This window comes from Arthrobacter globiformis (genome assembly GCF_030815865.1).
Lineage (GTDB): Bacteria > Actinomycetota > Actinomycetes > Actinomycetales > Micrococcaceae > Arthrobacter > Arthrobacter globiformis_B.
On the sequence record NZ_JAUSXI010000001.1, the window covers coordinates 2,355,032 to 2,377,221 of the forward strand.

Annotated in this window: 26 protein-coding genes; 12 read left to right on the forward strand and 14 right to left on the reverse strand. The window is 64.5% G+C overall.

Annotation, left to right across the window (positions count from 1 at the left end):
• Positions 1-76: 76 nt before the first annotated feature.
• From QFZ33_RS10760 to QFZ33_RS23895, 3 genes are read right to left on the reverse strand one after another with little or no spacing between them, the layout of a single operon-like run.
• Entirely contained in the window at positions 77-256 is a 180-nt protein-coding gene (locus QFZ33_RS10760) for a hypothetical protein (RefSeq protein ID WP_307027290.1), read from the reverse strand.
• Between the two features lie 30 nt (positions 257-286).
• Positions 287-682 carry a DUF4396 domain-containing protein gene (locus tag QFZ33_RS10765; protein WP_373427344.1) on the reverse strand — a complete coding sequence of 132 codons (396 nt, stop codon included), beginning with the start codon at positions 680-682 and terminating at the stop codon, positions 287-289.
• On the reverse strand, positions 574-819 hold the full coding sequence (locus QFZ33_RS23895; protein WP_373427256.1) for a DUF4396 domain-containing protein: 246 nt from the start codon (positions 817-819) through the stop codon (positions 574-576). Before QFZ33_RS23895 ends, QFZ33_RS10765 begins: the two co-directional genes overlap by 109 nt.
• Positions 820-1,070: 251 nt before the next feature.
• Between QFZ33_RS23895 and QFZ33_RS10770 the strand changes: the two genes are divergently transcribed.
• The 4 genes from QFZ33_RS10770 to QFZ33_RS23900 all read left to right on the forward strand — a co-directional run bounded on the left by QFZ33_RS10770 (position 1,071) and on the right by QFZ33_RS23900 (position 4,930).
• A complete protein-coding gene (locus tag QFZ33_RS10770; RefSeq protein WP_307027292.1) occupies positions 1,071-1,283 on the forward strand; it encodes a heavy-metal-associated domain-containing protein in 213 nt (70 codons plus the stop codon).
• 131 nt (positions 1,284-1,414) lie between these two features.
• Positions 1,415-2,254, forward strand: a complete 840-nt coding sequence (locus QFZ33_RS10775) for a heavy-metal-associated domain-containing protein (protein ID WP_307027294.1) — start codon at positions 1,415-1,417, stop codon at positions 2,252-2,254.
• 68 nt (positions 2,255-2,322) lie between these two features.
• Positions 2,323-4,638, forward strand: coding sequence for a heavy metal translocating P-type ATPase (locus QFZ33_RS10780; protein WP_307027296.1), 2,316 nt, complete (start codon positions 2,323-2,325; stop codon positions 4,636-4,638).
• A 139-nt stretch (positions 4,639-4,777) separates the two neighbouring features.
• On the forward strand, positions 4,778-4,930 hold the full coding sequence (locus QFZ33_RS23900) for a YHS domain-containing protein (protein ID WP_373427345.1): 153 nt from the start codon (positions 4,778-4,780) through the stop codon (positions 4,928-4,930).
• 300 nt (positions 4,931-5,230) lie between these two features.
• Here the strand turns inward: QFZ33_RS23900 and QFZ33_RS23905 are convergent, their stop codons facing one another.
• Positions 5,231-5,788, reverse strand: coding sequence for a CGNR zinc finger domain-containing protein (locus QFZ33_RS23905; RefSeq protein ID WP_373427257.1), 558 nt, complete (start codon positions 5,786-5,788; stop codon positions 5,231-5,233).
• An 86-nt stretch (positions 5,789-5,874) separates the two neighbouring features.
• Here QFZ33_RS23905 and QFZ33_RS10795 point away from each other — a divergent pair, with 86 nt between their 5' ends.
• The 5 genes from QFZ33_RS10795 to QFZ33_RS10815 all read left to right on the forward strand — a co-directional run bounded on the left by QFZ33_RS10795 (position 5,875) and on the right by QFZ33_RS10815 (position 10,838).
• The gene (locus QFZ33_RS10795; protein ID WP_307027300.1) at positions 5,875-6,747 is read left to right on the forward strand and encodes an alpha/beta fold hydrolase; all 873 of its coding nucleotides are present in this window, start codon (positions 5,875-5,877) and stop codon (positions 6,745-6,747) included.
• 12 nt (positions 6,748-6,759) lie between these two features.
• Complete coding sequence (locus QFZ33_RS10800; RefSeq protein ID WP_307027302.1) at positions 6,760-7,179, forward strand: DUF6069 family protein; 420 nt, start codon at positions 6,760-6,762, stop codon at positions 7,177-7,179.
• A gap of 30 nt (positions 7,180-7,209) precedes the next feature.
• Positions 7,210-8,634 carry a mercury(II) reductase gene (gene merA / locus QFZ33_RS10805; protein WP_307027304.1) on the forward strand — a complete coding sequence of 475 codons (1,425 nt, stop codon included), beginning with the start codon at positions 7,210-7,212 and terminating at the stop codon, positions 8,632-8,634.
• Between the two features lie 157 nt (positions 8,635-8,791).
• Positions 8,792-10,237 (forward strand): MFS transporter, encoded by a 1,446-nt coding sequence (locus tag QFZ33_RS10810; RefSeq protein WP_307027306.1) that lies wholly within the window; start codon positions 8,792-8,794, stop codon positions 10,235-10,237.
• Positions 10,238-10,508: 271 nt separating this feature from the next.
• Entirely contained in the window at positions 10,509-10,838 is a 330-nt protein-coding gene (locus tag QFZ33_RS10815; RefSeq protein WP_307027308.1) for a carboxymuconolactone decarboxylase family protein, read from the forward strand.
• 145 nt (positions 10,839-10,983) lie between these two features.
• Here QFZ33_RS10815 and QFZ33_RS10820 read toward each other — a convergent pair whose 3' ends face one another.
• On the reverse strand, positions 10,984-11,571 hold the full coding sequence (locus tag QFZ33_RS10820) for a CGNR zinc finger domain-containing protein (protein ID WP_307027310.1): 588 nt from the start codon (positions 11,569-11,571) through the stop codon (positions 10,984-10,986).
• 89 nt (positions 11,572-11,660) lie between these two features.
• Between QFZ33_RS10820 and QFZ33_RS10825 the strand changes: the two genes are divergently transcribed.
• Both QFZ33_RS10825 and QFZ33_RS10830 read left to right on the forward strand, forming a co-directional pair.
• Positions 11,661-12,749, forward strand: coding sequence for an LLM class flavin-dependent oxidoreductase (locus QFZ33_RS10825; RefSeq protein ID WP_307027312.1), 1,089 nt, complete (start codon positions 11,661-11,663; stop codon positions 12,747-12,749).
• 63 nt (positions 12,750-12,812) lie between these two features.
• Positions 12,813-13,466 (forward strand): cysteine hydrolase family protein, encoded by a 654-nt coding sequence (locus QFZ33_RS10830; protein ID WP_307027314.1) that lies wholly within the window; start codon positions 12,813-12,815, stop codon positions 13,464-13,466.
• A gap of 13 nt (positions 13,467-13,479) precedes the next feature.
• Here QFZ33_RS10830 and QFZ33_RS10835 read toward each other — a convergent pair whose 3' ends face one another.
• From QFZ33_RS10835 to QFZ33_RS10850, 4 genes are all read right to left on the reverse strand, one after another.
• Positions 13,480-13,770, reverse strand: coding sequence for a hypothetical protein (locus tag QFZ33_RS10835; protein ID WP_307027316.1), 291 nt, complete (start codon positions 13,768-13,770; stop codon positions 13,480-13,482).
• 89 nt (positions 13,771-13,859) lie between these two features.
• Positions 13,860-14,501, reverse strand: a complete 642-nt coding sequence (locus tag QFZ33_RS10840) for an RraA family protein (RefSeq protein ID WP_307027318.1) — start codon at positions 14,499-14,501, stop codon at positions 13,860-13,862.
• Positions 14,502-14,531: 30 nt separating this feature from the next.
• Positions 14,532-15,521: a hydroxyacid dehydrogenase gene (locus QFZ33_RS10845; RefSeq protein WP_307027321.1), complete on the reverse strand. Its 990-nt coding sequence runs from the start codon at positions 15,519-15,521 to the stop codon at positions 14,532-14,534.
• Between the two features lie 10 nt (positions 15,522-15,531).
• Entirely contained in the window at positions 15,532-16,848 is a 1,317-nt protein-coding gene (locus QFZ33_RS10850) for an MFS transporter (RefSeq protein WP_307027323.1), read from the reverse strand.
• Between the two features lie 156 nt (positions 16,849-17,004).
• On the opposite strand from QFZ33_RS10850, the gene QFZ33_RS10855 reads away from it, so the two are divergent.
• On the forward strand, positions 17,005-18,600 hold the full coding sequence (locus tag QFZ33_RS10855) for an IclR family transcriptional regulator (RefSeq protein WP_307027324.1): 1,596 nt from the start codon (positions 17,005-17,007) through the stop codon (positions 18,598-18,600).
• A 570-nt stretch (positions 18,601-19,170) separates the two neighbouring features.
• Here the strand turns inward: QFZ33_RS10855 and QFZ33_RS10860 are convergent.
• From QFZ33_RS10860 to QFZ33_RS10880, 5 genes are all read right to left on the reverse strand, one after another.
• The gene (locus QFZ33_RS10860; protein ID WP_307027326.1) at positions 19,171-19,575 is read right to left on the reverse strand and encodes an MFS transporter; all 405 of its coding nucleotides are present in this window, start codon (positions 19,573-19,575) and stop codon (positions 19,171-19,173) included.
• 92 nt (positions 19,576-19,667) lie between these two features.
• Positions 19,668-20,015, reverse strand: a complete 348-nt coding sequence (locus QFZ33_RS10865) for a DUF202 domain-containing protein (RefSeq protein WP_307027328.1) — start codon at positions 20,013-20,015, stop codon at positions 19,668-19,670.
• Positions 20,016-20,018: 3 nt separating this feature from the next.
• On the reverse strand, positions 20,019-20,420 hold the full coding sequence (locus QFZ33_RS10870) for a YidH family protein (protein WP_307027331.1): 402 nt from the start codon (positions 20,418-20,420) through the stop codon (positions 20,019-20,021).
• A 587-nt stretch (positions 20,421-21,007) separates the two neighbouring features.
• Positions 21,008-21,457 (reverse strand): pyridoxamine 5'-phosphate oxidase family protein, encoded by a 450-nt coding sequence (locus QFZ33_RS10875; protein ID WP_307027333.1) that lies wholly within the window; start codon positions 21,455-21,457, stop codon positions 21,008-21,010.
• Between the two features lie 91 nt (positions 21,458-21,548).
• The gene (locus QFZ33_RS10880) at positions 21,549-22,190 is read right to left on the reverse strand and encodes a TetR/AcrR family transcriptional regulator (RefSeq protein ID WP_307027336.1); all 642 of its coding nucleotides are present in this window, start codon (positions 22,188-22,190) and stop codon (positions 21,549-21,551) included.

The window sequence follows — 22,190 nt, forward strand, 5'->3', positions numbered from 1 at the left end:
GAATTTTTCAAAACTTGGGCTGTGAGGTCAGCGGCGCAGCGCAGCAGGCAGGCTGCCGTCCAGCGGATCACCCCGCTCATGGGAGCGCACTGATCCTGAGGCTTGCCGTCTCATATTCAGTATCGAGTATCTGGTGGCTGCTGGAGGAATGCGACGGCACTTCAGCGCCGTTGTTCTCAAGCTGAGCCGCGGTCGAAACTACGAGTCCGCCCAGCAGGAATCCGATCAAGCCGGCGGCCAGGACGTTGGTGTTCATAGGATGCTCCGGTAGGTCCTAGTAGGGGGCTCAGTAGTGGTCGCCTTGATCATCGCCGGAGCCCGGCCCGCCGCTACTGGCGCCCGAGGGGCCATGGTGCCTGCGCCCGCCGTGGCCCTGGTGACCTTCGTGGTATTGGTGGGTCAGTGCGTGTCCCTTGCCTTTGTCGATCAGGTAGCGGTTCACCGGGAAGGCTGCGCCGAAGGCCGCGCTGAGGGCAACGATCATGCCGATCCAGAAGATCGGGTTGACCAGCCCGGCGTCCATTGCTCCAGGGATGATGGCCATGACGGCGTTGTCCACGATCTCCATCACGGCTATGGATAGGGTGTCGGCCGCGAAGACGACGCTGAGGGCTGCAGTGAAGCCGAGCCCGGCTTGAATAAGCGGCAGTGTAGACAGGGCGTAGCCGAAAAAGAAGGCCAGTCCGACGGCCAGGAGAATGGTGATGCCGGTGAGAGGCCGAATGCGGTGCCGATCATGAGGCCCGGGATCTCACCAATAGCACAGCCCGTCAGGCAGTGCAGGGTGGCATTGGCAGCTATGCGGTCGCGCGAGTTCACGCTTATCCTTCCTTAGGGATACCCCCCAAGGGTATACGTCCCCCTCCTGGTTATACAAGCCTTTTGGGCACTCAACCATTCCCCCCATGCCTGCGCCTTGAAATAGGCCAAGGGTCCGGCGCCGCGGACGGGACCTTGGTGCCCGATCCGAAGATCTTCCCGAGCACGCCTTTGACTCATATACCCGCTGGGGGTATAAATGTCTAATTGTTAGTACCCCCAGGGGGTATCGGAGTAGAAGGGGTCCGACCATGAACACCAGTGAATTCGAAGTGACCGGCATGACCTGTGGACATTGCGAACTGTCCGTACGGGAAGAGGTTCAGGAGATTCCCAGCGTGGAGTCGGTGGAGGTCAGCCACCGGACGGGCAGGCTGACCGTAACCAACAACCGGCCGTTGGAGCAGGCCGCCATCGTTGCGGCGATCGAGGAAGCCGGCTACCGGGCGGTGCCGGCGGCATGAACGCTGCCGGACGCCTGGGGGCATACGCAGCGGGGTTGGCAGTGGTGTTCACCGGGGCCTTTGCCGCAGCAGGAGCCGCCGTGCCGAAAGAGACGGTAGCGGCATGGACACAATCAGCGGAAGGACACGGCATGGATCACCACGGAACCGGCGGTCACAAAGCAGCATCGGCCAGTACAGATGGGCCAACAACCCCGGGCGTATCGGTGGAGCAGGGCGGCTACGTGCTGCAGGAGGTTTCAGCACCCGGTGTGGTCGGGCAAGCCGGGCAGCTGTCGTTTACGGTCCGCGGCCTTGACGGCGTGCCGGTGACCGACTTTGAGGCCGAGCATGAGAAAGCCCTGCACCTGATCGTGGTGCGCTCTGACGGCACACAGTATCGCCACGTACATCCGGTGATGGATCCGGCCGGCCGCTGGTCCCTGCCGTGGCAATGGAAGGCCGCCGGCACCTACCGGATCTTTGCCGACATCAAACCGGGCGGTTCTGCCACGGGCATGACCCTGACCCGGACGGTGGATGTGGCGGGGACCTTTGATCCGGAAGCCCTTGCCCCTGTCACCACCGACGAGATCGATGGTTTCCAGGTTTCCCTGAACGGTGACCTCTCAGCCGGCTCGTCCTCGGCGCTGACGGTCAGCGTCACGCGCGACGGCAAGCCGGTGACCAGCCTGGAACCCTACCTGGGCGCCTATGGCCACCTTGTGGCGCTGCGTGAAGGGGACCTGGCTTACCTGCACGTGCACCCCGAAGGGGCCGAACCGGTCAGGGGAGAAGTCTCCGGACCGGACGTGCAGTTCGCCACCACAGCCCCCACCCCTGGACGGTACTACCTCTACTTTGATTTCCAGGTTGACGGACAGGTCCACAGCGCCCGGTTCGTCCTTGACACCACCGGGTCTGCCCAAACCATCCCCGACAGCAGCACAGGCGCCGACAGCAACACCGACGAGGGGCACAGCGGTCACTGACCCTGACCACCCCATCGATCTACCCCACGGGCCCCGAGCGGGCCAGCATCCGCAGAAAGAAGCATCTAATGTCTGAATCCCCGGCCCCGTACCAGGTGCTGGACACCGGTATCGAACTCGAGATCGGCGGCATGACCTGCGCTTCGTGCGCCAACCGGATCGAAAAGAAGCTCAACAAGCTTGAGGGCGTCACCGCCACGGTGAACTACGCAACGGAGAAGGCCCGGGTCAACGCTCCTGCCGGATACGATCCGCAGGCCCTGGTCGCCGAAGTCGAGAAGGCCGGTTACACGGCTACCGTGCCCGCCACGAAGCAGGAGACCGAGAGCGCAGCGGCCACCGACCGCCCCGATACCGAGCTGCTGGCCCTCAAACACCGTTTGATCGGCAGTGCGATTCTGGCGATTCCGGTCATTGCGATGGCAATGATCCCTGCCCTGCAGTTCACGTACTGGCAGTGGCTGTCCCTGGCGATGGCCGCTCCGGTGATCCTCTGGGCGGGCTGGCCGTTCCACAAGGCGGCACTCACGAACCTGCGCCACGGCACCGCCACCATGGACACCCTGGTCTCCATGGGCACGGCTGCAGCGTTCCTGTGGTCGATCTATGCCCTGTTCCTGGGCACCGCCGGAACCCCGGGCATGACCCATCCCTTTGAGCTGACGGTGACGCCGACCAACGGAGCGGGCAACATCTACCTGGAGGTCGGCGCCGGGCTGATCATGTTCATCCTGGCCGGACGCTACTTCGAGAAGCGCTCCAAGCGCCAGGCCGGCGCCGCACTGCGCGCCCTGCTGGAGCTGGGTTCCAAGGACGTGGCCGTGCTGCGCGCCGGGGTTGAAACCCGTATCCCCACCGATCAGCTCGCCGTGGGCGACGAGTTCGTGGTCCGCCCCGGGGAAAAGATCGCCACCGACGGCATCATCGTCAGCGGCCGCAGCGCGGTGGACGCGTCAATGCTCACCGGTGAGTCCGTGCCAGTGGAAGTCTTAGAGGGCGACGCGGTGACGGGAGCGACCGTAAACTCCGGCGGCAGGCTTGTAGTACGCGCCAACCGCGTCGGATCCGACACCCAGCTGGCACAGATGGCCCGGCTCGTGGAAAACGCCCAGTCCGGCAAGGCTGAAGTGCAGCGGCTGGCCGATCAGGTCTCCGGAGTCTTCGTGCCCATCGTCATCGCCATCGCCGTGGCCACCCTGGCCGCATGGCTCGGCGCCGGATTCCCGGCCACCGCGGCGTTCACCGCCGCCGTGGCCGTGCTCATCATCGCCTGCCCCTGCGCCCTCGGCCTGGCCACCCCGACCGCGCTGCTGGTCGGCACAGGCCGCGGCGCCCAGCTGGGCATCCTGATCAAGGGCCCGGAAGTGCTCGAATCCACCCGCAAGGGCGACACCATCGTGCTGGACAAGACCGGCACCGTCACCACCGGCAAAATGACGCTGCAGGGCGTGCACACCGCACCCGGCACCGACACTGATGAACTGCTCCGCGTCGCCGGGGCACTGGAGGACGCCTCCGAGCACCCCATCGCCCAGGCTATCGCCCGCGGCGCCACCGAGCGGGTCGGCGCCCTGCCGGCCCCGGAGTCGTTCGCCAACCACGAGGGACGGGGCGTGCAGGGAGTGGTCGAAGGACATCTCGTCATCGTCGGACGCGAAACCATGCTGACGGACTGGGCCCTGGAAATGCCGGCGGACCTGGCCAGCGCCAAGACGCAGGCAGAGACCGCCGGACAAACCGCCGTAGTCGTCGCCTGGGACGGAGAGGTCCGCGGTGTGCTCACAGTTGCCGATGCAATCAAGGACACCAGCGCCGAGGCCATCACCCACTTCCGAGCCCTCGGCCTGACCCCCATCCTGCTGACCGGCGACAACCGGGCCGTGGCTGAACAGGTCGCAGCCGAGGTCGGCATCGGACAGGTCATCGCCGAAGTCCTGCCCCAGGACAAGGTCGACATCATCAAGCGGCTCCAAAAGGAAGGCAAGGTCGTTGCCATGGTCGGCGACGGCGTCAACGACGCCGCGGCCCTGGCCCAGGCAGACTTGGGCCTGGCCATGGGCACCGGCACCGACGCCGCCATCGAAGCCGCAGACCTGACCCTGGTCCGCGGGGACCTGCGCGCGGCAGCCGACGCTATCCGCCTGGCCCGCAAGACCCTGGGCACGATCAAGACCAACCTGTTCTGGGCCTTCGCCTATAACGTGGCCGCGATCCCGCTGGCAGCATTCGGCCTGCTCAACCCGATGCTCGCCGGTGCCGCGATGGCCTTCTCCAGCGTCTTCGTCGTCAGCAACAGCCTCCGCCTGCGCTCTTTCAAGAGCCAGTCGGCCAACCCGTCACCGGCCCCTGCCCGCCCGCGCGTGCAGCGACCGGTGGACGCCTAACCCATCACGCCCAACCCGAAAGGAAACCACTCATGGGACAGAACACCGGAAGCTGCTGCGGCGGCAAAACCACCACCACCCGGGCCCAGGACCTGAGCCTGACCACCCGCCCCGAACAGGCCGAAGAGACCACGGCCTACTGTCAGGTCATGGCCGGCACTCCCGTGGTCAAGGCCGAAGCCGAAGCCAAGGGTCTCTTCGCGACCATAAGGGCCAGCGGTACTGGTTCTGCTGCCCCGGTTGTGGCCCGGCGTTCGACGCCGACCCCGACAAGTACGCCCAAGCCTGCTGATCTGAGGGCATGCACCAGGTGAGAGCAACCGGGCACGATGACCTGATCCCTGCCCTCTGCCTCACTTTCAGCTCTGCGGTGCTGAGCAGGCCGCCGTGCCGACTCAGCACCGCAGAGCTTCAGTGGCCCAAGGAAACCGTCACGGCCTCATCGCTCCGCGTCCCCACGCCTCGACCCGGCGGGCTGTCTGCGTGATTGGTGGCTTCGATGGCGCCATCAGCTGTCTGCTTTTCTTCTGCCAGTAAACCTTTGGACATGCTGCTACAGGACACCGGAGGCGCCTGCCGCGCGACGGTCGGCCTATCCGGCCTTGTGCCGCTGATAGTGGCGGGCGACCCGCATCCGATTTCCGCAGCGACTGGGAGAACACCAGCGGCGACGTGGGTTGGAGGGGAGAAAGAGCAAGACGCAGTCTTCGGCCTCGCACTGCCGGATCCGGAGAAGCGCGGGGTCCGTGAGGAGTTCAACGAGGCTTTCAGCGAGCCATGCAGCCAGTCGCTCGGCCGTTGAGCCAAGACGCCGCCGGCTGGAACTGATCCCTTCCGCGTTGGCCACCAACTCGAGGACACAAGGAGCCCCCCGCGCCACCCGATTGACTGCCTCGACGTCCTCCTGCCTGAGCGGGATGCTCTGGCGGGCACAGTCGATAGCTCGGGCCGCGCACTCACGGACGCATTGAACGGCAGCCAGCTCCGCCAAGCCGACGCTTCCCGGGAGAACCTCCGGACAACGATCGCCCTGTAGGACCAACCAGGCGCACAGATCCTCCGGCGTGGCAAGGAAGTCACCCTGCGCGAAACGGGTATTGACCAGGTCCAGAGCCAGCGGCTCCCCAACCAAAGGGGCAAGGTCACTCATAGGTCTAATGCTACAGCACCCAGTTTTAGGGGTTAGACTCAAATCCCGTTCGACTAATGCATAAAAGACGAAACAAGGAGTTAGTCTTGATCCAAGCTTTACCCCATATCGACCACCGCCATGTCGAGGTCGACGGCGTTCGGGTGTTTTTCCGCGAATCACGCCCAGAGCGAGCGGACGCACCGGTCCTGCTGCTCCTGCATGGTTTCCCCTCGGGATCCCACCAGTTTCTCCGTCTCATTGACGCGCTCGGCTCGCGCTACCGGGTGATCGCGCCCGACCTGCCGGGATTCGGCCATACCGAGGTCCCCGAGGAGTTCGTTTACACGTTCGACAGCCTCGCGGACGTCATCGAAAACTTCGCCCGGCAGCTGGGGCTGTCCCGGTTTGCGATGTATGTCTTCGACTTCGGCGCCCCGGTCGGGTTCCGTATCGCCGAAAGGCATCCCGAGTGGATCGCCGGGCTGGTGGTGCAGAATGGCAACGCCTACGAGGAAGGGCTGTCAGAAGCCGCCGGCGGAATCCTCACCATGGATGCCGACGATCCTGCCGCCATCCGGACACTGCGGGACCTTCTTACCCTTGCCGCAACGCGCAGCCAGTATGAAACAGGGGTTACCGACCCCGGTTTGGTCGCCCCGGAGGGATGGACGCTCGACCAGCACTTCCTGGAGCTCCCGGGCCGGAAGGACGCCCAACTCTCGTTGCTCTTCGATTACCACAACAACATCGCAAGCTACGGCCGGTGGCAGCACTGGCTCCGCCGGCACACTCCGCCCACCCTCATTGTCTGGGGCCGGAACGATCCCTTCTTCATTGAAAAGGGCGCCCGGGCATATCTGCGGGACCTGCCCGGCGCCGAGCTCCACCTCTTCGAGACCGGCCATTTCGCCCTCGAGACGCACGTGCAGGAGATGGCGCCGCTCATCGCGAAATTCCTCGACCAGTCCTGGAGCTGAACCATGACACTGATGGGTGACACAACCCCTGCCCCTTTATCCACCCGGCCGAAGCCGCTGTCCATCGCGCTTTGGCTCTGCATCACCATCTTGGGCAGCGTCGGCGCGAATGCCATGATCGCATCATTGGCACGCGCCGCCGGCACGCCCAGCGACTTCCAGCCGCACAATCCCGTGTCCTACACCGTCCTGACCGCAGCCGGGGTACTGGTGGGAGCGCTGGCTTGGGCCGTCACGCGTTCCGCCTCGAAAAACCCCAGGAAGATGCTCAGTTGGCTCGTGCCGGCCGTCGTCGCGGCCTCCTGCATCCCCGATCTGTTCCTGCTGGACCAGGGCGGAACAGCCGGCGCCCTGGCCGCAGCGCTCATGCACGTGGCACCAGCAACGATCGCCGTCCCCATCTACCGGCGGCTGCTGCCGCTTCCGTCCTGACCGCATCGGGACCAGACCACAGGAGAATCCATGAACACCCAATCCACAAACGAGACCTTCGACCTGGCCATCATCGGCGCCGGATCCGCGGCCAAAGCCGCAGCGATGGAAGCCCGCCGCCAAGGCAAATCCGTTGTCATGATCGAGCGCGGCCACCCCGGCGGCACCTGCCTAAACGTGGGCTGCGTGCCCTCAAAGCACCTCCTGGCAGCGGCTGCCGCCCGGGCAGGCGCCCACAGCAGCCGCTTCCCCGGAATCACATCCTCTGCAGGCCCCGTCGATCTGGCATCGCTGATCGCCGACAAAGACGCATTCATCTCAGAACTGCGAGAGCGCGACCACGTCCAAGGCACAGCACAGGCGGGCATCACCCTCCGGCGAGGCACGGCATCGTTCTCCGGCGCCGACGATACCGGCGTCTCCCTGAACCTGAGCGGTGACGATGGACAGACCGGGAAGATCACCGCCCACCACGTCCTCATAGCCACTGGCGCCCAACCGTTCGTGCCGCCCATTCCAGGAATCGGTACCGTGGACTACCTGACGTCCTCGACTTCAATGTCCACACCAGAGCTGCCCGCAACGATCATTGTCGTCGGAGCCAACGCCATCGGCCTGGAGCAGGCACAACTGTTCTCCAGACTGGGCACCAAGGTCACCGTCATCGAAGTGGCGGACAGAATCGCACCCTTCGAGGATCCCGCTATCTCCGCCGCGCTCCGCGAGGCCCTCGCGGCAGAGGACATCGAAATCCTGACAGCGGCCAACCTGACACAGGTCCAGCCGGACGATGCCGGCATCCTCGCCACAGTCGAGACCACAGGCACCACCATCCGCATTACGGCCGAGCGGCTCCTGATAGCGACCGGGCGACGTCCGGTCACCGACGAGCTTGAGCTGGAAACTGTCGGGGTCGCCGTCGGGACGCGCGGCGAGGTCATCGTGGACGAGCACCTGCGCACCTCCCACCCGCGCATCTGGGCCGCCGGCGACGTTACCGGACACCCGCAATTCGTATACGTGGCAGCAACCCAGGGGACCACCGCGGTGTCCAACGCCTTCGGAGAAGCGCCCCGCGCCGTGGACTACACAGTGCTGCCCCGCGTGACGTTCACTTCCCCCGCCGTGGCATCGGTGGGATTGACCCCCGCCCTGGCCGCCGCCGCCGCCGGACAACCGTTCGAGACACGCGAGCTCCCTCTCGCGTTCGTGCCCCGGGCACTCATCAACCGGAAGACCTCCGGGGTTCTCAAGCTGGTTTCCGACCAAGCTACCGGCCGTCTCCTCGGCGCCCACATGGTCGGGGAGGAGGCCGGAGAAGTCATCACCTCGGCGACGTATGCGCTGGCAGCAGGCCTCACCGTCCAGCAGCTTGCGACGACTTGGGCGCCCTTCCTCACAATGGCCGAAGCCCTCAGGATCGCCGCACAAATGCCACCTGCCAGGCAGAACTGACGCGAATGAGACCGCCACTCGGCGCTCGAACTTCAAAGGCGGGCTTGAACTCAGGTACCCCCTAGGGGTATCGTTGCAGCGATATACCCCCTAGGGGTATCGCGCTGCAAACTTTGGAAGTGCGGCTGTGATCCCGCCAGTAAGAAGAGGAATTGTTGTGACTGAAAAGGCAGGACAGCGACGCGGTTTGATGCCGCTGCTGGTGATAGCGACCGCGCAGCTGATGCTGGTGCTGGACGATTCGATCGTTAATATTGCTTTGCCGAGCATCCAGCAGGAACTTGGGATCGATGCCGTGCATCTGCCCTGGATAGTGAACGCCTACATCCTCGCGTTCGGTGCCCTGCTGCTTCTGGGCGGGCGGATCGGCGACCTCTACGGGCGACGGCGTGCCCTGCAAACGGGCCTCGTTATCTTCGTGCTCGCGTCACTGGTCGGCGGTCTCGGCCTGAACAGTGGAGCGCTCATTGGCGCCCGGGCCCTCCAGGGGCTGGGAGCGGCGCTGGTCGCACCGAATGCCCTGGCCTTGATCGCCACAACCTTTGCCGAGCGCAAGACGCGGGACGCCGCCCTGGCACTGTACGGCGCGATGTCCGGTATCGGAATCGTGATCGGCCTGCTCCTCGGTGGCGTGTTGACCGGCACCCTGGGTTGGCGGTGGGTGTTCTTCATCAACATCCCCATCGGCATCCTGGTGCTGCTCGGTAGCCGCACGCTTGTTGAAGCGCAGCGTCACCCGGGCAGCCTTGATATCAGGGGCGCAGTGCTGGGAACCAGCGGCATGGTCGCCCTGGTGTATGCCATCACCCGCTTTGGGGAGGATGGCTTCACCGACCCGATCGGGCTTGGGCTGATCGGCGCCGCACTGGTGCTGCTCGCAGCATTCATCGCCACGCAAGCCCGCAGCCGCACACCGCTGGTCCCTCTGAGCTTGTTCCGGGACCGCGGCCGCGCCGGCGCCTACGCGTCCATGCTGTTGCTGGCCGTCGGACCGATGGGCACCTTCTATGTGATCACCCTTTACCTCCAGCAGGTGCAGCACTATAGCCCCTTGCAGACCGGCGCGGGCTGGCTGCCTTTCGCTGCCGGGATAGTCGTCGGAGCCGGCGGCGCTCCCAAACTGCTGAACAAGGTGGCTCCGCGCGTTATCGCATCAGGGGGCGCTCTGCTCAGTGCGGCGGCAGCCTTCTGGTTCTCCTTCATCCAGGTAGACACGAACTACTGGCTGCGCCTTGCCCCGGCCATGTTCGTCCTGGCTCTCGGTTTCGGCCTCGGCGTCATTGCCCTGACCCAGGCCGCGGTCTACAACACGGCATCCCACGAGGCCGGCATTGCCTCCGCACTGCTCAACTCCGCCCAGCAGATCGGCGTGGCCCTGGGATTGGCGGTTCTGGCCGGCATCGCCGCAACCGTCACCGGGACGTCCGAACCAAGCGCAACAGCGGGCGCTCAACTGGTCGCCGGGTATGGTAGTGCTCTCGCCGTCGCCGCCGGCCTGCTCGCAGCTGCCGGAATATTGGCGGCCACCACCTTGCCCTCCAAACCAACGGCACAAGCCGATGGCAAGTCCGCCGTGGCTGCGGTGGACCAGCCGAGCCACTAGCACCCGAGACGAAACGCCGGCATGCCAGCCCCCGACCAGGGCGGCGGGCATATCGGTCGCTGGAGCCCAAGCCGATCGCGGCGGCCGCAGTCTTCCCCCGTCCCAACTCGGTGTGTCGAAACCTATGTCTACTAACAAAATCGTCGACGGCTACACCACCGCCGGAGCAGCGGAGCCATCGTGGCCGCCGCATTCATCGTCGCCCTCATGGTTGCCGCCCGCCCACAACATCAGCAACAGCAGTACCCGCCACCCAATGAAAGGCTAACTAATGCATGATCACCAGGCAGATGCCCGGTACATGAAGGATCTGAAGGAAAGCGCGCCGGAGATGGTCTCCGCGTTCTTCGCGTTCGACAAGGCGGTTTTCGGCAAGAAGGCCGGCGGCCTTGACCCCCTTGTCCGGGAACTCATCGCAGTCGGTGTCGCAATCACCACACAATGCCCCTTCTGCATCGAGGATCACACCAAGCGTGCCGTCACCGCAGGAGCCTCCAAAGCAGACATTGCGGAGGCCGTCATGGTTGCTACCGCACTGCGTGCCGGCGGCGGAGTCACCCACGGGTGGAAAGCGATGAGAAGCATCGCCGAAGGGGACTGAGTAACGCGAAGGCAGGCGCCACACGGGATACCACGCTTAGCCTCGCCTAGCCTCGGTAGCTAATCAAGGCCAGAACCCGAGCCATCGACCGGTTCGGGTTCTGGCCATAATCCCGGACGGGAGGGCGGCTTTGGCGCCCGCTTTTTCACGCGCTGTGTATCGCGCGTTTGCGTGCGTAGGCGCGTGCGGCGCGGACTCGGTCGCCGCAGCGGGTTGAGCACCATTGCCGTCGCGCGTGGGTGCGGAGGAAGAATCGTTCGCACGCGTCTGCTTCGCAGGAGGCGAGCAGCGATGCTTGGTCGCCGCTTAGCAGGGAGGCGGCATCATCGGCGATGACGGCCATGACGTGCTCGACGACCTGTGTCACGGGATGCTTGGCGCACCGGGTGAACCCGGCCGCCGGATCGAACCGTAAAAGCAGCGCGCCGGGGGCGCAGGTCAGCGCACGATTAACAGCATGCACGGCCGCTGCGGTGGGGACGTCGCCAGCGGTGTGCGCGGTGAAGAGATCGCGCAGGTCTGCGCGCAGGTCTGCGAGCCTGCCCCGGCAGTGCTCGTGCAGCACAGTGTCCGGTGCGATGAGATCGTGTGCTCTCAGCCAAGCCGCGGCGTCGTCAGGACCGTCCAATTCGTCGTAGCGTTTGCCTCCGGGCAGTTCGCTTGCGCTGTTGACCAGCGCGAGACAGGGATGCTCTTCGGCGCCTGGTACGGCTGCTAGCAGTGTCTCCGACATGGTTCTCATGGTATCAGTTTCATTTAACCGTGAGGCAACTGCTACGCTCCAATCACGCCAAAGTGCATGTTTTTCCATGAGGAGTTTGTATGAAGTTCGGTCGACCATCTGGCACGGCCCCGTTCACACTGTCCGTGCTTTCCGCTGGCGGCACCGGTGTCGGGATGACCGCTGAGGAGGGGCTCGCTGGCACGATCTCGCTGGCGCGGACGGCGGACCGGCGTGGTTATCACCGGTTCTGGATGTCTGAGCATCATGCGATGGGGGCGACCTCGGTGTCTTCACCGCCGTTGATGGTCGCCCGCCTCATCGCGGAGACAACGCGCATCCGCCTTGGCGCCGGAGGGGTGATGCTGCCTAACCACTCCCCGTTGCTGATCGCCGAGCAGTTCGGAATGCTGGAGGCTCTCGCCCCGGGCCGGATCGATCTCGGGCTGGGACGCGCCCCCGGCACTGATAGGGCGACTGCTGCGGCTCTGCGTCGGGGCGCGGATGCCAACGACGGATTCCCACAGCAGGTGCTCGAATTGCTTCGTTTCCTGGGCGACGAGTTCCCTCCTGGACACCCCTACCGGCATGTCCACGCGGTTCCCGGCCCCTGGCAGGCAAAGGAGAACCGGGTGCCTGCGCCCTCGACCTTCCCGGAGGTGTGGGTGCTGGGCTCCTCTCCGTACTCAGCACAACTGGCCGGGCACCTCGGCCGACCGTATGCGTTCGCCTTGCAGTTCGGCGACGCTGATATCGATACGGCCATGCGTCTTTACCGTGAGAGCTTCCAGCCCTCCGACGTGCTCGCTAAGCCGCACACCCTCGTCAGCGTGCCCGCGGCGATCAGCGATGACCCGGCTGAGGCAAAACGGCAGGCGGCAACATCGGCGATGGCGATGCTGCGCATGTTCAAGAGCGAGGGCTACCTGCTCCTGCCTCCGGACGAGGTTGAGGCCTACCAAGCAACGATGCAGGAGCGGCAGATCCTCGACGCCTACACCAGCCGCAGTTTTCATGGCACCGCCGCTACTGTCGCTGACCGTCTCGAAGCCCTGCACGAGCGCACCGGGGTCGATGAGGTGATGCTCGTCGTCGGCGGCCATTCAACAACCCTGGACCAGCGCGGGATCACCCTGATTGCCGATCACTACGCACTGCCGCACCTTGAGGCACCGCTTTCGGCCGCGTAGCAGTAGCCTCCCATAGCAACATTCCAGACGTTCACAACCAAACCCCATTTAAAGGAGAACACCATGACCGCACCGCGCAGAGCCCTGATCGTCATCGACGCCCAACAGGAATACTTCGACGGACTGCTCCCGATTCAATACCCAGCCCGCGATGAATCCATCGCCAACATCCAGACCGCGATCAAGGCCGCAGAGCAGACCGGAACGCCGGTCGTGCTCGTCCAGCACGAACTCCCGGCAAAAGCCCCGGTCTTCGCATCCGGATCGGCGACCTGGCAGAACCACCCCGAAGTAGCCGCCCACGAGAACGTAGCAGCCAAGCGCATCAGCAAGCAGTTCTCCAGCATCTTCGCTGACACCGACCTTGAAGGCTGGTTGCGTGAACAGGGCATCGACACGATCACGCTCGTTGGCTACATGACAAACAACTGCGTGATTGCCTCCGCCGCGGCCGCCGAGCCTCTTGGATTCATCGTCGAAGTCCTCAGAGACGCGACCGGAGCAATCGACCTCGCCAACGACGCCGGCATCGCGCCCGCACGCCACGTCCACGAGACCCTTATGGCGCTGCTGCACTCCAACTGGGCCGCCGTCACCGACACCGCGACCTGGACCACAGCACTGCATACGAGCGCGCCGCTGACCAAGAGCGACCTCATCACCTCCGCCGCGCAAGGCCGCAGCACCCGGCAGGAAACCCAGGTAAGCCCCCGGTGATGCCGGCCGGGGCTTATGTGCAGCTCGTGGAGTTCTTGCCGAAGATCCGCCTGGTTGTCATCCGGTAGCTGAGCTCGCCGGAGAGTGATTGGGGCGTGACCCAGACCTGGTGGCCTTGGCACGCTTCGAACATTTGGCGCGGGTTGTTGCGTTCGGCCGCAAGCCAGAGTACGGAGGAGTCGGGCGTGACGTCTTCGACGAACCCGGTTCTGATCACCTGGCCGTTTTGGCGGATTTCAACCAAAGCGTTGATCAACAGGCTCCAGTCACCGTGTTTACGCGGCGTTGCTCGGTTCAGTGTCATGGGCTTTCAGGTTCTGGTCTAAAAGAAAGGCAGCGGCCCATGTGGGGCCGCTGCCGCTCTTGCCGGGGGGGAGGGAGTCGTGGTGGCCGCTAGGAGGCGACGGCTTCTTTGATCCGGTCGCGGATCTGGCGTTCGAGGTTTTCCTGGGCGGGGAGGGCCGCAAGAGTTTCGTTAAGTTCTGATTGCGGGATGACGACTATGCCGTCCTGATCGCCGATGACGACATCACCTGGGTTGCAGACGACGTTGCCGCAGGCGACCGGTTTGCCGACATACCCGGGTCCGTTTTTAGAGGGCCCGGCGGGAACTACGGCGCGGGCGAAGACGGCAAGGCCCATCTCGTTCATCTCTTCGATGTCACGAACGGCTCCGTCGACGATCACACCGGTGACGCCCTTATGGAGGCAGATTTCGGCGAGGATGCCGCCGAAGACGGACCGGTTGGTGACGGCGTTCCCGGAGATGACCAGGACGTCCCCGGGTTTGGCTTCGTCGAGTCCGCGGTGGATGGCGAGGTTGTCGCCTTCCCAAATCTGGATGGGGAGGGCGGTCCCGGCCAGCCGGGCACCGGGGGTCAGGCACCGGATGTCCGCTGACATCATGTCCAGGCGTTTGCGTACGTCACCGATCAGCGCCGGGGGGTAGGCCGCGAGGGACTGTACGAGCTCCTGTTCGGGGCGGGGCCATTCGGGGTAGACGGTGATGTTTTCGGCGGAGGCGTTGATGTACACGAGTGGTTCCTTGGAGTTTGGTGTGCCGGGTCAGGCAGGGACTTTGCGGAGGTCGTTGGCGTTGACCGAGAACGCCGGGGTTGCACCTGCCAGGACGGCGCGTACTTCTGACCAGGAACGGGTGCCTGCTTCCTGGAATGCTTCCTGGGTCTGGCCGGCGATGTGGGGGGTGACGAGCAGGTTGGGCACTTCGTGCAGGGGCACCCTGTTGTGGGACAGCGGGTCCTTCATGTCGATGCTCTCGGCTTCGAGCACGTCAAGGGCCGCGCCGGCGAGGGTGCCGCTGGTAAGGGCCGTGACCAGTGCGTCCTCATCGATCAGACCACCGCGGGAGGTGTTGATGACAATGGCGCCGGGTTTCATCAGGCCCAGTTCGCGGGTGGAGATCATGTGGCGGGTGCCGGGCAGCAGCGGGGCGTGCAGGGTGATGATGTCCGCCCCGTCATACAGGGTGTCCAGTTCAACCAGGTCGGCGCCCGCGGCTGCGACGTCTGCGGCCTGAGCTATGGGGTCTGCGGCGAGCACCCGCATCCCGAAGCCCGTGGCAATGGCGGCGACACGCTTGCCGATGGCTCCGAAGCCCACGATCCCGAGCGTGCGGCCGGAGAGTTCGAAACCGACCAGGTCTCCGCGGCCCTCGGCCCAGGTGCCGGCCAGGACACGGTTAGCGGCCGGGACGATTCGGCGCGTCAGGGAGAGCAGAAGAGAGAAGACGTGCTCGGCGACGGCGTTGCTGTTCGAGCCCGGGGTGCTGGTGACCCAGACACCATTCTCTGATGCTGCCGGGATGTCGACGTTGTCGGTGCCGACCCCGTGACGGGCAATGATCTTCAGCCGGGGAGAGGCTTCGATCATTTCGCGGGTGAAGGTTTCCGCCCGCAGGATGACTCCGTCAATGTTCTCGCTGATGTCGAGGTAGTTGACCTTGTCGGGGCCGTAGCCGACGTGCACGATGGCGTTCTTGCGGATGTCTGCCAGGACGTCCTCGTGGATGACGTCCGAGATGTAGATTTCGGTCACGGTGCGGGGCCTAACGGTAGAGATGGGAAGAGGGATCGGAGTTGGCCCGCACGGTGAGGCCGACAACCAGCAGTCCGAAGGCGCCCGCGCCGACGAGGATAAAGGCGGGCACGAAGGTGTTGCCGGTCAGGTCAATAAGCCAGGTGGCGAGGTAGGGCCCGGCGCCGCCGCCGATGACTGCTCCAACGCTGTGGCCGAACGCGACGCCGGTGTGGCGGACGCGGGTGGGGTAGAACTCCAGCATTGCGCCGTAGGTTCCGGCCTGGCAGAGGGCGTAGGGGATGATGCCCAGGCCCAGGCCGAGCAGTGCCAGGACGAAGGAGTGCTGGTTCATCATGGCGAAGGACGGGATGGTGACGGCGACGTAGGCGACGTAGGACCAGAGCAGGACCTTCTTGCTGCCGATGCGGCTGCCGAGCTGGCCGGCCATGGGAATCAGGAGGGCCGCGAAGAGGACTGCCAAGAGGACGATGGTGGAGGCCTCGCCCTTGGTGAAGCCGAGGACTTCGCTGAAGTAGACGGCGACGAACACGGTGCCGATGTAGGTTCCGAGGTTTTGCACGAGGGAGATGGAGGTGACCTTGGCCAGTGCCTTGGGGTACTTGGTGAGGACTTCCTTGAAGGGAGCTTTGGAGGTTCCTTCAGTGGTTTTGTTGATGGCCTGGAATTCCGGGCTGTCTTCGACCTTCAGGCGCATGACCAGGCACAGGATGCCCAGAGGGAGGGCGAGGAGGAACGGGATCCGCCAGCCCCACGCTGCCAGGTCAGCGGCGGGCATCATTGCCGCGGCGAGGGCGGCCAAGCCGGCGGCCAGGCCCTTGCCGAGCTGGGCGATGCTGGGAATGAGGGAGACGAAGAGGGAGCGGCGGTTCGGGGCGGCCCATTCGTGGATGTAGGCGGCGGCGCCGCCGATTTCCCCGCCGGTGGAGAAGCCCTGGAGCATGCGCAGCAGCACCAGCAGGATCGGGGCGAGCACGCCGATCTGTGCGTAGCCCGGCAGGAGGCCGGTCAGGGTAGCGGCGACACCCATGCAGGTGATGCTCGCGATCAGGCTGGTCCGGCGGCCCATGCGGTCACCGAGGCGGCCGAAAAACACTGCGCCGAGCGGACGGACGACAAATGCCGAGCCGAACACCAAGAGCGTGTTCAGCAGGCCGATGACCGGATCGTCGCCGGGGAAGAAGACGATTGCCAGGGTCGCGGCCACGTAGCCGTAGACGCTGAAGTCGTAGTACTCGATGAATGTACCGAAAGCGGCGACGCCGGTAGCCTTCTTGGCCTTCGTGCGCCTCTCTGCATCGGGGGCGGCAATGGTTGGGGTAGTCATCAAAGACCTCTCTGTCTTAGGGTTAGAAAAGTGGGACAGTGTCTCACTTGGGGGATTGATTAAAGAATGCATGTGTTCCACGCCACTGTCAAGCGGTAGTGCGAAGCGCAGCGGAATCGATGAGGAGGCCGGCGGATCCCGTGGGATACTGCAAATATGGAGCAACTGGACCAGTCGGCACAGCGGGACGGCTCGAAAGAGGTCGTTGCCGTCATCGAGGCTGTCATCGGCCGCGCCGGCTACGGATGGGGCGTCCGGGAGCTGGCCGAGGAACTGAACGCCAGCCGAAGCACAGTAAACCGAATACTCAGCAGGCTCGTCGAGGAACGCCTGGTGACCAGGGACGTCAGTGGCGCCTACATCGTCGGACCTCGGCTGAAGGTCCTGTCCGCAGCGCTTCAGGAAGGCCATCCTCTCTTTGCCGAGGGGGAAAGAATTCTGACGCGCCTAAGCCGCGCGTCCGGTGCGACAGCGCTGATGGCCGTCGAAAGCGGCAACCCGGAGCAGTGCTTCGTCCTCGCATCCGTGGAACCTGACGCGCCCGTCCGGTACACGCTTCCACCTGGTACGAACCTGCCAACCCATGCCGGTGCCCTTGGAATGGCTATCCTCACCCGCCGTGGGACAGCTGGGCTGCCGGAAGAACTGAAGAAGTACACCGAAGCGTCCATTGACAGCAGGACCCGTATAGAGAATGCCCTGCAGAGCTATGCCACGACGGGCGCTGTCGTCAGCATCGGCCAGCACATTCCCGACGCCGCCGGCATCGGTGTGCCGTTCACCGTCAACGACCGGCTGTTCGGGTCCCTGTCGCTGTCCCGGCCGCGGAACGAATTCAAGGAATCAGACATCGAAGCCGGCGCCGAGCTGCTCAGCGAAGCTGCCCGGGAACTCGAATCCCTCCTCACCGACCGCCCCAGCAACCGGAGGCCGGGGGAGGTTCTGCCTGAAGCCGAATCATCCGCACTCATACAACGGATCGCCGCCATCATCACGGCGTTCTGCTCGGAACCGCTGGCCGAACTGACGCTGCAGGACCTTTCGAGTTTGTGGGGAACCCGGTCCGTGGCTACCCGCCGACTTGCTGAATCCGCCCGGGATGTGGGGCTGATGACCAGGCTGGACAACAAAACCTGGACGTCAGGCCCGACGCTGCTGCGCTGGTCATCCTCGCTCGGCTCCGGCCACGATCTTCCTCAATTAGTGGATGAGGATCTGCGCGGACTCAGCGCACAAACGGGCGAAACCACCACCCTGGCCCTCTACAACCGGGATACGAGCGAGGCCCACATCGGGCGGACAATCGCCGGGGCCCGGAATGTCCGCTACGTCCTGGAAGAAGGCGAAGAAATTCCATTGACCGCCGGAGCTGCGGGCAAAGCCATCCTCGCCCACCTGCCCGGACACGTAAGCGCCAGGATAGGCAAAGAAGCGGGAGTTTCAGAACAAGAGCTTGAGCTTATCCGCTCCCAGGGCTGGGCTGCCACTGACAGTGAACGAGTCCCTGACGCCCACGGCATCGCCGCGCCATTCTTCGTCAACGGCATCATTCGAGGGTCTGTCACCGTCACGGTCCCCAACCACCGTGTAGCCGGAACCCCACCAACAGAGCTCACCAGCGCCGTAGTCTCCACGGCCCACCGGCTCTCACGCCTGCTCACCGTCAAAAGCGCAAGGCTGCCCGCCGCGCATGAAGGCAAACCCGGAGAGCTGGAATCTGAACGCGACGCCGTCTTCGCTGGCGCGCAATAAGCCATGCCTGGTTCACGGCGCGAAAGAGTCCGCTACAGCTGAAGTCAGTGCGGCTTTAGCGGCTATCCACGGTGGAGCGGAGAATCAGTTCCTACGGCTTCCGCAGTCCGCCAAGGAGTTTTTGTCAGGTTGGGGTGTACTCCATCCGTACGTGGCCGCTCTTGGCGCCGAAACCTTTCAGCCGGGCTCATCAGAAGGGTAGACGCGCGCGTCTACCCTTCCGACGGAGGGGAGTCACTGAGGTCCGTTTTCCTGCATCCCGTGTGCGATGATCCCCGCTGGCAGGTGGCGTCCGCTCAAGCCACCCTCAGTGGTCCTTATCTCAGACAAGGCACCTTACCTCTCATCCGAATCCTGGGGCAGGGGTGGTCCGGGAGTGTCGCAGTGGAGGGACCGTCATGTGCGACTCAAGTGGTGCCCAGGAATGTGGGCATTGATAAGACACTTATACGTCGCCGGGCGATTCCAGCCGTAGCCATATGATGTGAAAGCAGGAAACCCAGAAGGGGCGTGTGGAAGCCCTGATCAAAGTCGTCCAGACGAAGCATCCGACACAGCCGACGCCCGTTTTTAGTGCGCGTACCCGGCGGCCGTTTCGGTGAGCGTTTTGCCCTTGGTCTCGGGGGCGAGCCACTGGGACAGTCCGGCGCCGGCGAGAGCTATACCGGCGGCGATCAGCATAGTGGGACGGGCTCCGAGGTTTTCCATGGACATGGGAAGCAGGAAGGTGCCGATACCAGCCCCGACGCGGCTTACAGCGGCGGCGAAGCCTGTTCTGATCCCCCTAATCTCGGTTAGGAAGACCTCGCCGGGGTAGACGTTCGTCAACGTGTTATACACGGCGTTGAAGAACGAAAAGACCAGGAACAGGGTCAGCACGACGGGAGCCGGCGCGCCTGCCCACAGTCCGATGATCCCGAGGACCATTGCGCACCGGCAGTCGTAGGTGCCGTCGCGGCCGGTGCTAGCGGCCATCTGCTCAAAAGCGCTAACCGGGATTTTTGCTGCGTCCGAACGGGGCACTCAGGCTACTCGGTCACAGCGGGTCGCTCGATGGTTTCAGGGGTTCAGGGGTTTAAGGGCAGGAAGAGGACGGTGTAGATCCCGAGGAGGGACAGGATGACCACGCTTGCGGCCACGGCAGTCGTGGAAGCGATGTCCGGGGGCATGTGTTCGTGGTTAATGCCGTGGATGGCGCGGTGAAAGCGGCGTTTACGGGTGAAGTTGATGGCGGTTGCAGTGAGGATGGCGGCCGCGACAAGGGTTCCCACGAACCAGCCATGGTGGGGCAGCCAGCGCAGAAAGACTGCCGCGGCGACGACCATCGAGAGGGTGGTGCGCCCCCACGCGAGGTCGGTGCGCTCCGGCTGCAGCCCGCCGTCCCCGTGTCTGGGACGGTGCCGTGGTGCCGGCATGGCTTAATTCGGCCTGGCAAGGACGAAGATGACCATGATAACCGCGACGAGAGCGGCGCCGACAGCCAGGAGCGGCGCGATCCAGGGCAGGGGCAGTGGTGTTTTGGAGCGCATGGCGCGCTCGACGTTAACCCAGCGGAAGAACGAGCCGCCGCCGATAAGAAGGGCCAGTGCGAGCAGCAGCACGGAGATGCTCTTGCGCAGTTCCGGGCCGAAGAAATCGGCCATGAACGCCTCGATAGCGACGGCGCCGGCGAGCATTGCGAGTGAAGTGCGGATCCAGGCCAGGAACGTGCGCTCGTTGGCCAGCGTGAACCGGGGATCCGGTTCACTGCCGCCGCGCAGGATCCGGGCAGAAAGACTGCCCCGCCCGCCGCTTCCCGGGGTCTTAGTGTCGTTAGTCATAGCCGGTTAGCCTTCCTTAGTCCAAATCCCGGGCGCTTACTTAAAGCGCCACAATGCTCAGTCCACAGCCACGGTGCAGAAACCGCAGCTTCCGGAGGAGGATCCTGCAGTATTGGAGGTCATGCCGCCACGGTAACGGTTGCGCTAGGAGTCGTGGCAAAGGCAGGAACCGCCACGCATCACACGGCCCGCCGCTTCCCTTGGACGGTGATATTGATAGGTGGCGTGAGGCTTCACGCTCGGCATCGGTGCCCGGTGAGTGGCGACGTCGTAGGGTCTGTTGAGTGGCTACTGGTGTTGTTGACGGATGAGCCCGAAGGGTACCTCTGGGTGCGCGCGGACTATGTAATGCCCTGGGCCGGTTCTGGTAATCATGATGCCCGTCTGATGACGAGCGGCCGCCTCCCGGACTGCCGCGACTGCGTCATCGAGTGTTCCGTCCACCTCTGAATGCCTATGCACCGTGACTTCAACCATGCCCGGTGATGTGTCCCGTGTCGTGGCTACGCGAACAGAAATGTTGGTCGCGCCAGCACCTGCACTTAGCGGCCTGCCCACACCAAAGGGAAGGGCCGGTACCGAGTTCGTCACGCGACGGTCTGGTCTTCAGGGTGCGGGGTGGCTCGGAAGATGTCGCTGTTGTCGATTTCCGCGGACCAGTCTTCGATCCAGACTCTGACGGCGGTCCTTTTATCGCGTTTCGCGTACGGGCCGCCAAAGTAGTGGGTGGTCATGGCATCGATGATGACAAGGTTCTCGTCGTCGAGGAATTCCACCGCGGTCCCCTGGATCGTGACGGCCTTGGTCCAGTCGTCACGGCCGAGGATGGTGATCGAGGTGCGCGGGTCGGCGCGGAGGTGCCCGAGGCGGCCACCGCGGGAGTTGCCGGCGGCAATGCTCAGGAGGATGTGTTCGGCGTCCTGGGCGAGGTAGACGATCTGGACTGTCACCGGGCGCCCGTCGGGGGCGACGGTGGCCATTACGGCAGGGTTGGGCTGGGACACGAATTCGAGGACTTCCGGGGTCAGAGCAGGCATGAGAATGCGCCTTTCGGGAGGAGGATACGTGAGATCGGGCCTGGGCGGCTGCTGAGGCGTTTGGGGGAAGACCCTGGGGCCCCGGCCGGGGTCAGCGCTGGGGAGTTCCCCAGGTGGATCGGAGCCCGTGGAGGTACACGCGGAGCTCGGCGACCATGGACATGGTGTGGGGTTCGGCGACCCATTGTTGCTGGAGGCCGTCAAGCACGGCGATGGTGTTCCGGACGATCGCTTCGACGGGCGCGTCGGGGAGAATTTCGCCCGTCTTTTGCCCGTGCTCGACCGCTTGGGTGAGCCAGGACCGGATGCTGCGGTAGTGGTTCAGCATCCACTCGTGGGCGGGATGGGCAGGTTCGGTGGCCTCGGCGGAGATGCGCACGAAGAGCCCGATCCATTCCGGGCGGGTGGAGTTCCTGGCCACGAGCGCGACGAGGGAGTCGAGGGCCGCCCAGCCCATGGGCGCGTCCCCTTCGCCGAAAAGGAACTCGCTGTCTTCCTTCTCGCGCTGTTCCAGCACGGCGGATAGAAGCGCGGACTTGTTCGGGAAGTGGTGCAGCAGGCCGGACTGGGACAGGCCGGTGCGGAGTGCGACCTCGGCAATTGAGGTCTTGTTGTACCCGCTTGCGGAGAACAGCTCAATCGCTGCCATGACGGCTTTGGCCCGGGCGGCATCGCCGGCCTTCCCGGCGCGGGTACGCTCGCGCTCGATACGATATCCAGGGGGAAATGACAT

Coding starts and splice junctions, on each gene's coding strand:
- QFZ33_RS10760 (WP_307027290.1), bottom strand. CDS start 256: ATGAACACCAACGTCCTGGCCGCCGGCTTGATCGGATTCCTGCTGGGC.
- QFZ33_RS10770 (WP_307027292.1), top strand. CDS start 1,071: ATGAACACCAGTGAATTCGAAGTGACCGGCATGACCTGTGGACATTGC.
- QFZ33_RS10775 (WP_307027294.1), top strand. CDS start 1,415: ATGGATCACCACGGAACCGGCGGTCACAAAGCAGCATCGGCCAGTACA.
- QFZ33_RS10780 (WP_307027296.1), top strand. CDS start 2,323: ATGTCTGAATCCCCGGCCCCGTACCAGGTGCTGGACACCGGTATCGAA.
- QFZ33_RS23905 (WP_373427257.1), bottom strand. CDS start 5,788: ATGAGTGACCTTGCCCCTTTGGTTGGGGAGCCGCTGGCTCTGGACCTG.
- QFZ33_RS10800 (WP_307027302.1), top strand. CDS start 6,760: ATGGGTGACACAACCCCTGCCCCTTTATCCACCCGGCCGAAGCCGCTG.
- merA (WP_307027304.1), top strand. CDS start 7,210: ATGAACACCCAATCCACAAACGAGACCTTCGACCTGGCCATCATCGGC.
- QFZ33_RS10815 (WP_307027308.1), top strand. CDS start 10,509: ATGCATGATCACCAGGCAGATGCCCGGTACATGAAGGATCTGAAGGAA.
- QFZ33_RS10820 (WP_307027310.1), bottom strand. CDS start 11,571: ATGTCGGAGACACTGCTAGCAGCCGTACCAGGCGCCGAAGAGCATCCC.
- QFZ33_RS10825 (WP_307027312.1), top strand. CDS start 11,661: ATGAAGTTCGGTCGACCATCTGGCACGGCCCCGTTCACACTGTCCGTG.
- QFZ33_RS10830 (WP_307027314.1), top strand. CDS start 12,813: ATGACCGCACCGCGCAGAGCCCTGATCGTCATCGACGCCCAACAGGAA.
- QFZ33_RS10835 (WP_307027316.1), bottom strand. CDS start 13,770: ATGACACTGAACCGAGCAACGCCGCGTAAACACGGTGACTGGAGCCTG.
- QFZ33_RS10850 (WP_307027323.1), bottom strand. CDS start 16,848: ATGACTACCCCAACCATTGCCGCCCCCGATGCAGAGAGGCGCACGAAG.
- QFZ33_RS10855 (WP_307027324.1), top strand. CDS start 17,005: ATGGAGCAACTGGACCAGTCGGCACAGCGGGACGGCTCGAAAGAGGTC.
- QFZ33_RS10860 (WP_307027326.1), bottom strand. CDS start 19,575: ATGGCCGCTAGCACCGGCCGCGACGGCACCTACGACTGCCGGTGCGCA.
- QFZ33_RS10865 (WP_307027328.1), bottom strand. CDS start 20,015: ATGCCGGCACCACGGCACCGTCCCAGACACGGGGACGGCGGGCTGCAG.
- QFZ33_RS10870 (WP_307027331.1), bottom strand. CDS start 20,420: ATGACTAACGACACTAAGACCCCGGGAAGCGGCGGGCGGGGCAGTCTT.
- QFZ33_RS10875 (WP_307027333.1), bottom strand. CDS start 21,457: ATGCCTGCTCTGACCCCGGAAGTCCTCGAATTCGTGTCCCAGCCCAAC.
- QFZ33_RS10880 (WP_307027336.1), bottom strand. CDS start 22,190: ATGTCATTTCCCCCTGGATATCGTATCGAGCGCGAGCGTACCCGCGCC.